Origin of the sequence: Bradyrhizobium sp. 482_C4_N1_8 (genome assembly GCF_052075965.1) — a bacterium.
In the GTDB taxonomy this organism is placed as follows: Bacteria; Pseudomonadota; Alphaproteobacteria; order Rhizobiales; family Xanthobacteraceae; genus Bradyrhizobium; species Bradyrhizobium barranii.
This window is the reverse complement of record NZ_CP197231.1, coordinates 8,258,064-8,272,500: the sequence shown is the minus strand read 5'-3', so window position 1 is coordinate 8,272,500 and position 14,437 is coordinate 8,258,064. Positions and strand designations below refer to the sequence as shown.

Annotated in this window: 14 protein-coding genes; 3 read left to right on the top strand and 11 right to left on the bottom strand. The window is 64.0% G+C overall.

Annotated elements, in window-relative coordinates; genetic code table 11:
- Positions 1 to 328: 328 nt before the first annotated feature.
- Complete coding sequence (locus AB7Z56_RS39245) at positions 329 to 1,420, bottom strand: TRAP transporter substrate-binding protein (RefSeq protein ID WP_063986726.1); 1,092 nt, start codon at positions 1,418 to 1,420, stop codon at positions 329 to 331.
- Positions 1,421 to 1,712: 292 nt separating this feature from the next.
- Here AB7Z56_RS39245 and AB7Z56_RS39240 point away from each other — a divergent pair, with 292 nt between their 5' ends.
- Positions 1,713 to 2,798: an SDR family oxidoreductase gene (locus AB7Z56_RS39240; protein WP_063985766.1), complete on the top strand. Its 1,086-nt coding sequence runs from the start codon at positions 1,713 to 1,715 to the stop codon at positions 2,796 to 2,798.
- A 205-nt stretch (positions 2,799 to 3,003) separates the two neighbouring features.
- Here the strand turns inward: AB7Z56_RS39240 and AB7Z56_RS39235 are convergent, their stop codons facing one another.
- The 7 genes from AB7Z56_RS39235 to AB7Z56_RS39205 all read right to left on the bottom strand — a co-directional run bounded on the left by AB7Z56_RS39235 (position 3,004) and on the right by AB7Z56_RS39205 (position 9,553).
- The gene (locus AB7Z56_RS39235; RefSeq protein ID WP_063985765.1) at positions 3,004 to 3,381 is read right to left on the bottom strand and encodes a hypothetical protein; all 378 of its coding nucleotides are present in this window, start codon (positions 3,379 to 3,381) and stop codon (positions 3,004 to 3,006) included.
- Positions 3,382 to 3,456: 75 nt separating this feature from the next.
- Positions 3,457 to 3,732: a hypothetical protein gene (locus AB7Z56_RS39230; protein ID WP_283017750.1), complete on the bottom strand. Its 276-nt coding sequence runs from the start codon at positions 3,730 to 3,732 to the stop codon at positions 3,457 to 3,459.
- Positions 3,733 to 4,087: 355 nt separating this feature from the next.
- Positions 4,088 to 5,395 (bottom strand): NAD(P)H-dependent oxidoreductase, encoded by a 1,308-nt coding sequence (locus tag AB7Z56_RS39225; protein ID WP_063985764.1) that lies wholly within the window; start codon positions 5,393 to 5,395, stop codon positions 4,088 to 4,090.
- 142 nt (positions 5,396 to 5,537) lie between these two features.
- On the bottom strand, positions 5,538 to 6,338 hold the full coding sequence (locus tag AB7Z56_RS39220) for a phytanoyl-CoA dioxygenase family protein (protein WP_063985763.1): 801 nt from the start codon (positions 6,336 to 6,338) through the stop codon (positions 5,538 to 5,540).
- Between the two features lie 141 nt (positions 6,339 to 6,479).
- Positions 6,480 to 7,157: a GntR family transcriptional regulator gene (locus AB7Z56_RS39215; protein WP_063985762.1), complete on the bottom strand. Its 678-nt coding sequence runs from the start codon at positions 7,155 to 7,157 to the stop codon at positions 6,480 to 6,482.
- Positions 7,158 to 7,340: 183 nt separating this feature from the next.
- Entirely contained in the window at positions 7,341 to 8,597 is a 1,257-nt protein-coding gene (locus AB7Z56_RS39210) for a M20/M25/M40 family metallo-hydrolase (protein WP_063985761.1), read from the bottom strand.
- 86 nt (positions 8,598 to 8,683) lie between these two features.
- On the bottom strand, positions 8,684 to 9,553 hold the full coding sequence (locus AB7Z56_RS39205; protein ID WP_354098030.1) for a sigma-70 family RNA polymerase sigma factor: 870 nt from the start codon (positions 9,551 to 9,553) through the stop codon (positions 8,684 to 8,686).
- A 99-nt stretch (positions 9,554 to 9,652) separates the two neighbouring features.
- On the opposite strand from AB7Z56_RS39205, the gene AB7Z56_RS39200 reads away from it, so the two are divergent.
- A complete protein-coding gene (locus AB7Z56_RS39200) occupies positions 9,653 to 10,108 on the top strand; it encodes a carboxymuconolactone decarboxylase family protein (protein ID WP_063986725.1) in 456 nt (151 codons plus the stop codon).
- Positions 10,109 to 10,275: 167 nt separating this feature from the next.
- Here the strand turns inward: AB7Z56_RS39200 and AB7Z56_RS39195 are convergent, their stop codons facing one another.
- Together AB7Z56_RS39195 and AB7Z56_RS39190 are read right to left on the bottom strand one after the other, a co-directional pair.
- On the bottom strand, positions 10,276 to 11,088 hold the full coding sequence (locus AB7Z56_RS39195; protein ID WP_063985759.1) for an alpha/beta fold hydrolase: 813 nt from the start codon (positions 11,086 to 11,088) through the stop codon (positions 10,276 to 10,278).
- A gap of 2 nt (positions 11,089 to 11,090) precedes the next feature.
- Positions 11,091 to 11,909, bottom strand: a complete 819-nt coding sequence (locus AB7Z56_RS39190; protein ID WP_063985758.1) for an alpha/beta fold hydrolase — start codon at positions 11,907 to 11,909, stop codon at positions 11,091 to 11,093.
- 138 nt (positions 11,910 to 12,047) lie between these two features.
- Here AB7Z56_RS39190 and AB7Z56_RS39185 point away from each other — a divergent pair, with 138 nt between their 5' ends.
- Positions 12,048 to 12,590 carry a methylated-DNA--[protein]-cysteine S-methyltransferase gene (locus AB7Z56_RS39185; RefSeq protein ID WP_063985757.1) on the top strand — a complete coding sequence of 181 codons (543 nt, stop codon included), beginning with the start codon at positions 12,048 to 12,050 and terminating at the stop codon, positions 12,588 to 12,590.
- Between the two features lie 173 nt (positions 12,591 to 12,763).
- On the opposite strand, the gene AB7Z56_RS39180 is transcribed toward AB7Z56_RS39185, so the two are convergent.
- Complete coding sequence (locus AB7Z56_RS39180; RefSeq protein WP_063985756.1) at positions 12,764 to 14,308, bottom strand: acyl-CoA synthetase; 1,545 nt, start codon at positions 14,306 to 14,308, stop codon at positions 12,764 to 12,766.
- Positions 14,309 to 14,437: the final 129 nt, after the last annotated feature.

Sequence of the window (14,437 nt, the reverse complement as noted above, 5' to 3'; positions counted from 1 at the left end):
GTATCCCTCCGTTGTGCCGATTGCTCGACTAAGGGAACGATCTTCGTGTCGTCTTTTGCTTCGCCGAGAACCGAACTTGTCTTTGGTGAAGGTGTGAGTGTGTCCGACGGCCCTTCAGGGCTCTTTGTGGATCCCGTACGTTGCGGTTCCGGCCATCAGGATGACCGGTCGCCTTGCGATAATCAAGCGTCGTCGGAACGCTCGCAGTTGCGAAGCCGATGGGGACAACCAGGTTTGGTCCGAAACCAGAACCAAAGCACGTAAAACCCCGGAGATGGCAGCATCTCCGGGGCTTCTCCGTCTTTAGTCGTGTGAGCCGCTCAGCGCCTCACGTCTTGGTCCGCATCCGCGCCATGAAGCTGTCGTAGCTCAGCTCGGCCACCTGCGTCCAAGGCAACGAGTCATTCTTGAACGCGGTCATGCTCGCATGCATCTTGCCGAAATGCGGATTGGTCTTGGACAGGTCCGCATAGATTTCGTTGGCGGTGTTGTAGCACGCCTCGAGCACTTCCTGCGGGAAGCCCCTGAGGATCGCGCCGTTCACGATCAGCCGCTTCAGCGCCGGAGCATTCACCGCATCGTACTTGCCGGTGATCCAGGTGAAGGTGTCGCGTGACGCCGCGTCGATCGCCGCCTGATAGTGCTTGGGCAGCGCGTTCCACTTCTCGATGTTCATGATGTTGTGGCCCTGGCTCGTGCCTTCCCACCAGCCGGGATAGTAGTAGTACTTCGCGACCTTGGCGAAGCCGAGCTTCTCGTCGTCATAGGGACCGACCCACTCGGCCGCGTCGATGGTGCCCTTCTCCAGCGCCGGATAGATGTCGCCGCCGGCGAGCTGCTGCGGCACGCAGCCGAGCTTGGCGAGGATCGTGCCGGCGAAGCCGCCGATGCGCATCTTCAGGCCCTTGAGGTCGTCGACCGTCTTGATCTCCTTCCTGAACCAGCCGCCCATCTGCGCGCCGGTCGATCCGGTCGGGATGCCGTAGACGTTGTGCTCTTTCAGGAGGTCGTTGACGAGATCCTGTCCGCCGCCCCACAGCAGCCAGGAAATCTGCTGGCGCGTGTTCAAGCCGAACGGGAGGGCAGTTGCGAACGTGAATGCGGGGTTCTTGCCCCAATAGTAATAAAGCGCGGTATTGCCGATCTCGACCGTGCCGTTCGACACGGCGTCGAGCACCTGCAGGCCCGGGACGATCTCGCCCGCCGCAAAAGGCTGGATCTGGAATTTGTTGTCGGTAATGTCGGCGACCTGCTTGCAGAAATATTCGCAGCCGCCATAGAGCGTATCGAGGGCTTTCGGCCAGCTCGTGGCGTAGCGCCACCTGACCTCGGGCGACGACTGCGCGATCGCGGGCGCAGCCACTGCTGTGCTCGCGGCCAGGCCGACGCCTGTCACCTTCAGAAAATCACGACGTTTCATGCGCATCCCTTCCATTGCGTCGATGCATCGACCAGGGAACGATCTTGCTGTCGTCTTGTCTTCGTCGAGGATCGACGTTCTCTTGTTGAGATTTGTTTGAGCGTTTCCGAATGGCCCTGATGGGCTCTTGTTGCTGGAAGCCGAGCGTTGCGGTTCCGTCAGCAAGGATGACCGGACGCCCTGCGATAATCAAGCCTGATGCCTTCCTCGCAAGTGCGAACGCGGGCCAGACGCAAGTCGGAACCATCAGCGATCTGCTACGCGATTAGGCAATAACAAGGGAGGCTCGCGCATGACGGGCAAAAAGGTCGTGGTCGCTGGGGCAACCGGTCTCGTCGGCAACGCCGCGTTGCGACACTTCGGCACATCCGAGCCTTCAGAAGTTGTGGCGCTGTCGCGACGCAAGCCGCGCCACCTCTACGGCGCCCGCCACGTCCCGATCGACCTTACCAGCGAAGCCGATTGCCGCCGTGCCGCGGCCGAGCTTCAGGGCGCCACCCATTTGATCTACGCCGCGCTCTACGAGGCGCCACAGCTCGTCGATGGTTGGCGCGATCCGCAGCAGATCAAGACCAATGATCTGATGTTGCGCAATTTGATGGCCGCGCTCGAGCCGATGGCGCCAGACCTCAAGCATGTCGCCTTGCTGCAAGGCACCAAAGCCTATGGCGTTCACGTCCGCCCCTTGACGGTGCCGGCGCGCGAAGGCCGCTCCGAGATGTACGAGCAGCCCAACTTTTATTGGGCGCAGGAAAATTTCCTGCGCGAGCTCCAGGCCGGGAAAGCCTGGCACTGGAGTATCTTGCGCCCCGTTCTGATCGTCGGCCTCGCCATGGGCGGCGCCATGGATCTGATCCCGCCACTCGGCGTCTATGCCGCGATGCTGCGCGAGCAGGGCAGGCCGCTCGACTTTCCCGGCGGCGCCGCGCGGGTGGCGCAGGCCGTCGACGTCGATCTCCTCGCGCGCGCGATCGCCTGGTCGGGCGAGGCCAAGGCGGCACAGAACGAAGCCTTCAACGTCACCAATGGCGATGTCTTCACCTGGGAAAACATCTGGCCCGCGGTGGCCGACGCGCTGGAGATGAAGCCCGGCAAGCCGATCCCGCTATCGCTCGCCAAGGAGTTTCCCAATTGGGTCTCTTCTTGGGACGCGTTGCGACGCAAGCATGACCTTGTGTCGCCGGACCTCGCCGACTTCGTCGGCCTGTCGTTCCAATACGCCGATTACAGCATGCGCTACGGCCAGACCGAGTCCGGTCCGCCCTCGATCGTCTCGACCGTGAAGATCAACCGCGCCGGCTTCACCGAGATGATGGACACCGAGGACATGTTCCGGAAGTGGTTCAAGCAAGCCAGGGAAGAACGGCTGCTTCCATAGAGATCGCTACCACGAAGGCCCGCCGCCCGCTCGAAGCACTGGTGACGGTACGCGACCTCGATCCGGAGATCGGGGTCGTTCGTACACCCAGTCGTGCACCCACCGCGCGATCTGGATGCTAATTCTCGGCGAGAGCCACAACTCCGGCACGAAACAGGCGGCCCCTTTGGGGCCGCCTGAGCTGTTTAACGTCAGAGCAGATGACCTACTGGCAGAGATGCTGGAGGCCGTCGCTACCCTTGAAATAGGTGCCGGGCCGGCAGACGATGCCGTTACGGGCAGCATACGTACTCCAGCTGCCCTGCCAGCCCATCTCGCCGTACGACATGCCGGGCGACATGGCGTAGGAATTGCCCCAGTTGCCGACAGTCGCGTCCGCCGCTGCCGGCTGGCGATATGCCGTTCGCCGAGTTGATGGCCGAACCCGATAGTCGGGGGTGGTCCCCGTTCCAAGACCCGTGCAGCTGGCGAATTCAGCTTGGCATGCGTCCGGATTGGAGTTGTACCACTGCGCCTGTACAGCAGAGCTGGACAGGGCAGATGCCACAACAACGACCGCACCAAGAATTTTCAGATTTATCATGGATTGCTCCTTACGGTTGGACCGTGGTGCAAGATGCCACGTGTGTCAGTACCCGTTTTTTTTGCGCGCAAAACATCAAATCGACGTGACACGTTGGGCGAGCACGAACAGAACGAGCATCCCGGTGTCATCCTTCGCGACCATCCTGACACTGCTCGGCCCGGCCATTGGCTTCTCGGGGCTATCAATCGCTGTGACCAGCGCAAGAATTTCGAGGAGGCCGAAGCCAAGGTCATCGTGGTCGAAGAGGACGCAACCTGCTGCGATCATGAGTCCGCATATGGTTGGACATGGCGCGGGCTGCGGCCGATGCCGGCTTTTGATCGAGAAGCCGAACTCACGGTTCAACATTCACCGCTTTGGCATAGCTACACTTCATCTATAATTCTCTCCCGTGGATCAGCTACAGGAGGCAAGAATGAAGCGATCAATTGCCTTGTCAGCGTCGCTAATTATTGGCTTCTCAATTGGAAGCAATGCAGGCGCGAGTGCTGCAACTTACTGCCGACACGTTGGCTATCCCGCCAATTGTGGCGTTCGGACCGGCGTCATAGTCGCGCCAACCCGTGATGTTCGCGGAATGCCACCATCAATTGATGCGGGCCCGAGCGGCGTTATAAGGCAGGACTTGTTCGCAAGGAATAATCCGAACAATTTGCGATCGGATTGGCCCAGTCCACCCGCTCAACCGGGGCAGTTCTAGCCGCTATTTCGCGAATGCCGTCTCCATTACCTTTCGCGTCTTGATCGTCTCGTTGTTAGCGTCGAACTCGACGTCGCTCCAGCGCACGATCTCGCCATGGGCGACGTCGTGCTTCAGCTTCAGGCGATGTGCGAGACCGATCGGCAGGGCGCCTGCCTTCAGGCTCGCGGCCGCCGGCACCAGCTTGCCCCACACGGTGTAGCCGCCTTCGCCGTCCAGCATCTCGCCGGCGCGCAGATTGCGCTTGGCCACGGCGGCAACGTCGCCGCGGAAGCCATAGGGCTGGCCGGTCGGCTCGCCCCGCAGCGCCGCCGACAGGATCGAGATGTTCAGCTCGAGCCCGATCAGATGGTACGGCTTGTACATCGCCGCGAAGCGTCCGCTGCCGTCGGTCTTCAGGCCGTATTGCCTGAAGCAGTCGGCGGCATAGTCGTTCGGCGCCTCCAGCACGACATAGACGCCCCACCGCAAATCGCGAAACACCGGCCGGCCGTCGCGCTCGAGTGACGACACCACCTCCACCACGCCCGACCGTTCCAACACGCCGCCCTTGTCGCTGGGACGCATGACGTGTGGCAAATCGTCGACGCCGCAGGGCGGAAACAGCAAGCCGCTCGCGGGCACGTCGAGCCCGCAGGCATTGGCGATCGCGGCCATCTCGATCGCGGATTTGGTGCCGTCGAGGAAGGAGTTGAACATCTGCGGATTCATGCCGGCCGACTGTGCCTCGCCCGCGGTGAGACCATAGTGCTGCCAGACGCCGTCAGGTGTCACGTCGTGATAGGCTGGCAGATATTTTGTCCCTTTGCCGGCTGCGACCACGCGAAAACCGGTGGCGCGCACCCAGTCGACCATCTCGGCGGTCAGCGCCGGCTGGTCGCCATAAGCGAGCGAATAGACCACGCCCGCCTTCCGTGCTTCCTCGGCGAGCAGCGGGCCCGCCAGCACGTCGGCCTCGACATTGACCATCACGATATGCTTGCCCGCCGCGATCGCAGCGCGCGCGTGCTTGATGCCGACGGCCGGATTGCCGGTCGCTTCAACGACGACATCCATCGCGCCGCCCGCAATGGCGCGTGCGCCATCATCGGTGAAGACGGTGGCCGCGATCCGCTCGGCGCTCCAGCCCACGGTGCGGCAGGCTTCGCGCGCACGGTCGCGATCGATATCGACGATGATGGGCACCTCCAGCCCCGGCGTGTGCGGCACCTGCGCCAGAAACATCGAGCCGAACTTGCCGGCACCGATCAGCGCGACACGGACAGGCTTGCCAGCGGACGCGCGGGCCTGGAGGAGGCGGAAGAGGTTCATGGGGGATGTCCTGAGCGCAACAATCAAAGCTCGTCATTCCGGGGCGACGCGCAGCGTCGAGCCCGGAATCCATAACCACGATCGGGAGTATGGATTCCGGGCTCGCGCCCAAGAAGGCGCGCCCCGGAATGACAGTGAGAACTTACTCCGCCGCCTGTCGCGGCGCACGTGCGAGCCGCACCAGCGCATCATCGTCCACCGTCTTGATCGGCGCAAAATCGCGATGCGCGATGTACTCAGGCCGCGTCGGGGTGCGGATGTAGTTCGAGACCGCGTTCAGCGTCAGGTACACGATCTTGCGCGGGTAGGGCGTGATGTTGCCGGCCGAGCCATGCACGAGATTGCCGTGGAACATCAGCATGCCGCCCGGCTTGCCTGTGGGCGCGACGATGCCGCCCTGCTTGACGAGGCGCGTCACGGTCTCTTCGTCGAGCGTCCACAGTGGATAGGAGGTCGTCGCAAGGTCATGCGAGGCCTGGAGATCGCCGGCATTCTGGCTCTGCGGCACCAGCATCAGGGGGCCGTTGATCGGCATCACCTCGTCGAGGAAGATCGCGATGTTCATCGCGCGCGGCTCCGGCATGCCGTCGTCGCGCTTCCAAGTGCCGTAATCCTGGTGCCACTGCCAGACGTCGCCGGTGAAGGCCGATTTCGCGTTGATCTTGAACTGGTGCATGTAGACCGGCTCGCCGAACAATTGCTCGACCGGGTCGATCATGCGCGGATGCGCACCCAAGATGCGGAATGCCTCGTTGTAGAGATGCGCGGCAAACGCCGTGCGCGGCGCGCCGCTCTTCTCGCGCCAGACCTCGGGCCGATTCGCGTCATAGATGCCGATCGCCTCGCGCGCGAGGAAGTCGACTTCCTCCTGGCTGAACAATTCGGGGAGGAACAGCCAGCCCTCGTGGTGGAAGAACTCCAATTGCTCCTGAGACAGTTTCATGGGTCGTCCTCCTGTTTTGATTTGTTGTTTTCTCTCGTCATGGCCGGGCTTGACCCGGCCATCCACGTCTTTGCTCCACGTTCGCGAGAAGAACGTGGATGCCCGGGACAAGCCCGGGCATGACGGGGGGCGCGATAGTCGCTACGCCGCCGCCTCGTCCGTCGCCCTCAATTTCTCCTCGGTCATCCGTCCCGCCGTCTGCGCATGGGCCAGCGCTGCGCGCTCGGCGGCTTTCGCATCGCCTGCGAGAATGTGTCCGGCAATCGTCGCATGCTCGGCCCACGCGCTGCCGCGATAATCGAGCTCGGAGAGCACCGTCGCCATCGAGCGGCGCATATGCGGCCATTGCGGCGCGATCGTCTCCTCGATCACGGGATTGCCCGCGAGCTGATAGATCGCGCGGTGAAAATCGACGTCGAGCACGATCAGCTCGGCGAGCGAAGTCTTGCGGTCGATGCGGCGTCCGGCGGCGAGGGCTGCGTCCAACCGCGCGCGTCCCGCCGCGTCGCTTGCGGCGCGCTGAGCGGCGAGCCGCGCGGCCAGCGCGTCGATGGCGCCTCGCACCTCGTAGAGCTGGCGGATGCGCGAGGGGTCGAGCTGGGTGACTTCAAAACCGCGACGGCCGCTCTCGGCGACGAGACCCTGCCGGTGCAGCAGATGCAGCGCATGCGACACCGGCTGGCGCGACACGCCGAGCTTGTCGGCGAGTTCGTTCTGCCGGATGCGCTGGCCGGGTTGAAGCGTGCGGTCGGAGATCGCCTCCAGGATCCGCGCATAGACCTGGTCGATCAGGTTCGGGAGCGGGTCGAGAGGGATCACGCCGGCAGCTCCGAGACACAAAAGGGAATACGGAATTCCGTATTCGAAGGTATCGCAGGAGGGGGAGGGCGTCAAGGCGGTCCTCAAGCCGCCGTTTTGGCCTCGCTAAGCCATTGATATCGCTAGGGCCGTCTACTGTGCATGGGGTTGTTTTCGCCGAAATGGCTTGGCCGGCCCCGGCGCCTACTTCTTCTTGCCCTGCTCGATCAGTATCCGGCTCACCAGATAGAGCCGCGGCACGATCGAGTTGGTGTCGATGAACTCGTCCCGGGCGTGATAGCCGAAGCCGGCGAGGCCAAAGCTCTCGACCACGACCGCCTTGCCGCTGCGGTTGGCATAACCGGCATCGGTGGCGCCGCCGGTCATCTCGGCGATGTCGAGCTTGCGGTCGATCTCGGCATAGATCGCCTGCCCCTCCTGCGCGAGCGCGCGGCCGCGATCGCTGGCGACGAAGGGCGGGCGGCCCGCAATGATCGTCACCGTGGTTTCGGTGTCGGGCACGAACTTGTCCTTCACCTTCGCGTCGAGCGCCGCCTGCAATTTGGCGATGCCATCGGGGATGGTCAGGCGGATATCGGCGCCGGCCTCGGCCTTTTCCGGAATCTGGTTGCGCACCGTGCCGGCCTGCGCCGTGGTCCAGTTGAGCTGCGTGCCCGGGATCGACTTGGCGACGTCCTTTGTCTGCTGCAATTGGTGCGCGAGCTCGATCAGCGCGTTACGGCCGAGATCGGGCGCGGCGCCGGCATGCGAGGCGCGGCCCTTCACCTCCATTTTCGCCGTGGCAGTGCCGCTCGCGCCCAGCAGCAGCCCGTCATTCTTGGCGATCGGCGCGGCGACCGTGGGTTCGCAGGAGAGCACGACGTCGTGCTGGTCGGCGAACTCGGCGATGATCTCGCCCGACCCGATCGAGCCGACCTCTTCATCCGGATTGAAGGACACGGTGAGCCTGGCGTAGTCCTGCCAGCCGGCGTCCTTCAGGATCTTGAGCGCATGCAGGACCACGGCGATGCCGCCCTTGTCGTCGGCGATGCCGGGGCCGTAGATGCGGTTACCGTCGACACGGTACGGCTCGCTTGCGAGAATGCCGCGCTGATAGACCGTGTCCATATGCGCGATCAACATCAGCTTTCGCGACCCGGTGCCCTGGAAGGTGGCGATCACCATGTCGGCGCCCGTACCCGCGGTGGTCTTGCGCCGCTCGATGGTGGCGCCCAGCGCCTTCAGGCGCGCTTCGGTGAATTCGGCCATCTTCTTCAGGCCCTCGGCATCGCCGCTGCCGCTTTCGATCATCACCATGTCGTGCAGGGTCTCGATCAGCGGCGCCTTCTCCTGCTCGGCCGCGGCCTTCAGCTTTTCGTCGGCGGCCGCAAGCGCGGTGGTGCTGCCGGCGGCGAGGCCGAGCAGGGACAAGGCGAGCAGGGGAATGAAGCGGGCTGTCATGGAAATCGTCCTTTCGCGTCTTGAGCGCTGGCACCGCGCGATTGGACTTCAGCGTAACATCCGGGCCGTCCGGATGCCACGTCCCGCTAGCGCTCCAGCACCTCCACCTCCATCGTCGCGATCTGGTCCGCATCGGCCACCGCCTCGATCCCCGCGATCCGGTCGCCGTTGAACGTCACGCGCAGCGCGATGCGCAGACGTCCGCCGAAGATGACGGCGACGCCGATCTCGCCATCGACCAGCGCCGTCCGTGCAGCCTGCGCACGGCCCTTGTAGAGCTGTGCGACCGCATCCGCGCCGCGGATCTCCGGCAGCGTGCCGAGCCGCACCGCAGCCTGGTCGGCACGGAACACGACGTCGGGATCGAGCAGGGCCAGCAGGCCCTCGAAATTGCCCTCGCGCGAAGCCCTGAGGAAGGCATCGACGATCGCGCGCTGGTGCGAGATGTCCGCCTCGGGCACCGGCGCCCCCTGGACGCGCCGTCGCGCGCGGCTCGCCAACTGCCGCGAGGCGTCGACCGAGCGTCCCACGATCGGCGCGATCTCCTCGAACGGGACTGCGAACATGTCGTGCAGCACGAAGGCGAGCCGCTCTGCCGGCTGCAATGTCTCGAGCACGACGAGGAGGGCCGCGCCGACGGAATCGGACATCTCCGCCTCGCGCTCCCGCGTCTCGTCGACCGGCTCGGGCACGTGCGGGCCCATCGGGTCCTCGCGGCGCGATTTGCGCGCGCGCAGCATGTCGAGGCAGATGCGCGCGACCACAGTGGTCAGCCAGCCGCGCAGGTTCGCGACATCGGACGTGTCGTAGCGGCTGACCCGCAGCCAGGCCTCCTGCACGGCATCGTCGACCTCGGCACTGGAACCCAGCATCCGGTAGGCGACCGCGCGCAGATGGTCCCTGCTGGCCTCGAATTGGCGGCTGAGAAAATTTTCTTCGAAGTTTTTCTGGGTCATCGGTCACATTCCCTCATCGCAATCCGTCATGCCCATGACGAAGCCAATCCGGCCGATGTGACCGGAACCGTCCAAATTCTCTAACGGAGACGCAAGATGATGCACGCGCGCATGAACCACCCCGTCATGGTCCTGCCTGAAGCCATGAACCACCTTCAATCCCTCGGCAATTTGACCAAGCAGGGGCTGCCGGAAAAGCTCCTGGAACTGGTGCACCTGCGCGCCAGCCAGATCAACGGCTGCAGCGTCTGCGTCGACATGCATCCGAAGATCGCCCGCAAGCTGGGTGAAACCGACGAGCGCCTGTTCGCCGTCTCGGCCTGGCGCGATGCGCCCTATTTCAGCGACGCCGAACGCGCCGCGCTGGCGCTGACCGAAGCCGTCACGCGCCTTGCCGATCGCGAGGACCCGGTGCCGGATGCGATCTGGAACGAGGCCTCCAAGCATTTTGACGAGCGCGAGCTCGCAACCCTGATCCTCTCGATCGCGACCATCAACGTCTGGAACCGGCTGAATGCGACGATCAAGATGCCGGTCGGCGTTTGGAAGGTGTGAGTTTCTGTGCCCTCTCCCCTTGCGGGAGAGGGCAGCGCCGCTGGGAGACACGAACTCACTTGGGTGAGGGGTATTTCTCCGCAGACTCATTTGCAGATGTGATCTCTCCCACATCCGCCTTCGCCTGAAGGCTTCGGCGGACAAGAGGGGAGAAGGAAAAAAGAAAGCTACTCCGCCAAAAACCTGTTCACCACCTCGCCGAACTCAAGCGGCGCCTGCTCGAACATCCAGTGGCCGGCATTGGGGATCACCGCGGTCTTGCTGCCCGCGATGTGCTCGGCCAGCACGCGCCACATCACCGAGAGGCTGCCGGTGGTTGCACCGCCGCCGATCAGCAGCGTCGGCGTCCTGATCGCCTGCGCATCAGCGAGCGTGTAGGGCCGGCGCTGCTCGTTGATCTGGCCGAGGAAGGTGAGCGTGTTGTCGCGCAGCTGTTGCTTCGCCGCCGCCGGCACGCGCCGCCACGAGCCGTCGCCTTCGATGCCCTCGTAGAAATTCTGCAGCGCGCCGTCGAGATCGCCGGCGCGGATCATCTCGACCGAGCGTATCGTCTTCGCAGCGAGCGGCGGATGCGCGGGCGTGCCTTCGGGCACCGACAGGCTGGCGTCGAGATCGCCGCCCGGCTCGGCCAGCACCAGCTTGCGCAGCAGGTCAGGCCGCGCTTGCGCGACGCGAAACGCGATGTGGCCGCCGCGCGAATGCCCCATCAGGTCGACCGGCCCGGGTTTGACCTGCTCGATGAAGGCGATCGTGTCCGCGACGTGCTGCGCCATCTTGTAATCGTCGCCGATGGCGTCCCAATGCTCGGGAAAGAAATGCCGCAGGCTGACCGAGATCACGCGATGGGACTTCGACAGTGGGCCGAGCACTGAATACCAGGTGCGGAAATCACCTAGCGTGCCATGGACGCAGACCAGCGGCGGGCCGTCCCCGACTTCGAGATAGGCCATGTCGTAACCGTTGACGCGAAAGCTCTGCATGATCAGCTCGCCAGGAAATCCAGAACCAGTTCGGAGTATTTTTGCGGCGCCTGCTCGAACATCGGATGGGTCGCGTTCGGGATGATCGCCGTCTTGGAATAGGGTACGTGCGCGGCCAGCGCATGCAGCACCTTTGGCAGCAGGCCTTTGGTCCGCGCACCCAGGATGAACAGCGTCGGCATCCTGATCGATTCCGCATCCGCCTTCGAGAAGGGCGGACGGTTGTCGCGGACCTGCCCGATCAGGGTATAGGCGTTGTCGCGCAGATTCTGCTTCACCATCGCCGGCAGCCGCGGCCAGGTGCCGGCGCCCTCCAGCGTGTCCACGAAGACGGCAAGGCCGCCGTCGACATCGCCGGCCGCGATCTTCTCGGCCGAGGCCGTGAACCGCGCCAACAGCGGCGAGGGGCCGCCGACGTAATCGGGATCGAGGCTCGCATCGAGCTCGCCGCCGGGTTCGGCCAGGATCAGCCGCCGCAACAGGTCGGGGCGCGCCTGTGCCACGCGGAAGCAGATGTGCCCGCCGCGGGAATGGCCCATCAGATCGACCGGGCCGACGTCGAGCTTCTCGATGAAGGCGATGACGTCCTGGACATGCTGGGCGATCGAATAGGTGTCGCCGACGCCATCCCAGCGGTCCGGGAAGAAGTGCCGCAAGCTGACGGCGATCACCCGATGCCGCTGCGTCAGCGGTCCGAGCACGCAGCCCCAGACGCGGAAGTCATTGAGCGAGCCATGTACACAGACCAGCGGCGGCCGGCTCCTGTCTTCGCCCACGTCGAGATAGGGCATGTCGTATCCGTTGACGTGGAGGCTTTGCATTCGGGGCTCGCGGGAGGGGGCAGGAACTCCTGTGCAAGATTCCCGGAAACCGGGTGGATCGCAACTATTTCCAAGCCTAGATTTAGGCATGGATCACAATGGGGGCATGCGACGAGGGCGCAAGCCAGGAACCAAGCCATGACCGACCAGCATTTTGCCCTGTTCGACACCAGGATCGGCCTCTGTGCCATCGCCTGGGGCCCGCGTGGTATCAACGGCACGCAACTGCCCATGGGCGGCGAGGAGAAGATCCGCACCCGCATCAGCCAGCGCCATGCCGACGCCACCGAGGCCGAGCCGACCGCCGAGGTGCGAGAGGCGATCGACCGCATCACAAAATTGCTCGCGGGCGAGCCGGACGATCTCACCGACATCCCGCTCGATCTCGACGGCGTGCCCGACTTCAACCGCGGCGTCTACGAGATCGCCCGCGCCATCCCGCCCGGCAAGACCATCACCTATGGCGACATCGCCAAGCAGCTCGGCGGCGTCCAGCTGTCGCGCGATGTCGGTCAGGCGCTCGGCCGCAACCCGTGCCCGATCGTCGTGCCCTGCCATCGCGTGCTGGCCGCCGGCAACAAGCCCGGCGGCTTCTCGGCCAATGGCGGCGTGGTGACGAAGCTGAAGATGCTCGAGATCGAAGGCGCGCTGGTGAACCACACGCCGAGTTTGTTTGATTAATCTCCGCTTCACCCTCCCCTGGAGGGGGAGGGTCGATGCGCATGCAGCGAAGCGGAATGCGCAGCGGGGCGGGGTGACAGTCTCTCCGAGTGGAACAGTGCCCGAGTGGAGAGATCACCCCACCCCGTCGCTTCGCGCCGACCCTCCCCCTCCAGGGGAGGGTAAGCAAGTGGCTAAATCTTTGCCGTCGTCTTCGGCCAATACCGGTCGCGCAGATGCCGCTTCACCAGCTTGCCCGTCGGCGTGCGCGGCAGCTCGGCTTCGAAATCGATCGAGCGCGGGCATTTGATCGCCGAGAGACGTGTCTTGCAGTAGGCGATCAGGTCGGCTTCGAGCGCCTTGCCGGCGCGGCTCATGTCGTGTGGCTGCACCACCGCCTTCACCTCTTCGCCCATCTCCTCGTTCGGCACGCCGAACACGGCGACGTCGGCGATATCAGGGTGAGTGATGAGCACGTCCTCGGTCTCCTGCGGGTAGATGTTCACCCCGCCGGAGATGATCATGTAGGACTTGCGGTCGGTGAGGAACAGAAAACCGTCCTTGTCGAGGTAGCCGACGTCGCCAAGCGTCGACCAACCCTTGGCGTTGTAGGCCTTCTTCGTTTTCTCTGGATCGTTGTGATAGGTGAAAACAGGCGCATCGGCGAAATAGACCGTGCCGATCTCGCCCACCGGCTGCTCCTCGTCGTTCTCGTCCAGGATCTTGATCTTGCCGACCACGGCGCGGCCGACGCTGCCGCGATGCTCCAGCCATTGCTGCGAATTGCAGACGGTGACGCCGTTGCCTTCCGAGCCGGCGTAATACTCGATCAGGATCGGTCCCCACCATTCGATCATTTTTGCCTTGACGTCGACAGGGCAGGGGGCAGCGGCGTGGATCGCGCCCTTCAGCGTGGAGACGTTGTACTTGCCGCGAACCTCGTCCGGCAGCTTCAGCATGCGCACGAACATGGTCGGTACAAGCTGTGACTGCGTGACCTTGTACTTCTCGACGAGCTTGAGAAAATCCTCGGCGTCAAAATGCTCCATGATGATGGAGGTGCCGCCCAGCACGATCGCCATCATGTTGAAGCGCAGCGGAGCCGCGTGATAGAGCGGCGCCGGCGAGAGATAGGTGCTCTCCGCATTCATGCCGCACATGTCGGCGCAGAGGACGCGCAGGAAGGCGTTCGGCACGTCGATCTTGTTGCCTTCGAAGGCCCTCTTGATGCCCTTCGGTCGGCCGGTGGTGCCGGACGAATACAGCATGTCGTAGCCGGCGACCTCGTCCGCAATCGGCGTTGTCGGCTGTGCCGACGCTTCCTTGTCGTAGGAGCGGAAGCCGGGCTGGGGTTCGTCGACCATGTAGAAGATCGGCTCGCCTGCGGTCCCCTTGATCAGGGCCCTGATCTGGTCGGCGCATTTCGGCGTGGTGATCACGACCTTGGCGCCGCAATCGCCGATGATGTAGTCGATCTCGTCCTGCTTCAGATAGCGGCTGATGGCGGTGTAATAGAGCCCGCTGCGTTGCGCGGCCCAGCAGATCTCCATGAACGCGAGACGGTTTTCCATCAAGAGCGCGATGTGGTCGCCGGCCTTCAGGCCGAGCGAGCGGAACAGGTTTGCGCCCTGGTTCGAGAGCTCGTCGAGCTCGCGATAGGTGATCGCCTTGCCGGTCCCGGCCATCTGGTAGGCGATCTTGTCGGGCGTGGTTTTGGCGTAGACGGACGGATGGGTCATAAGCGTAGGTCCCAAGGCACACGAGATGTCGTCCCGGCGAAAGCCGGGACCCATAACCACAGGGCGTCGTTTGGCAGAGGATTGTCGTTCGGTACTGCGACCAACCACAATCGATAGATTTCGCGGTAT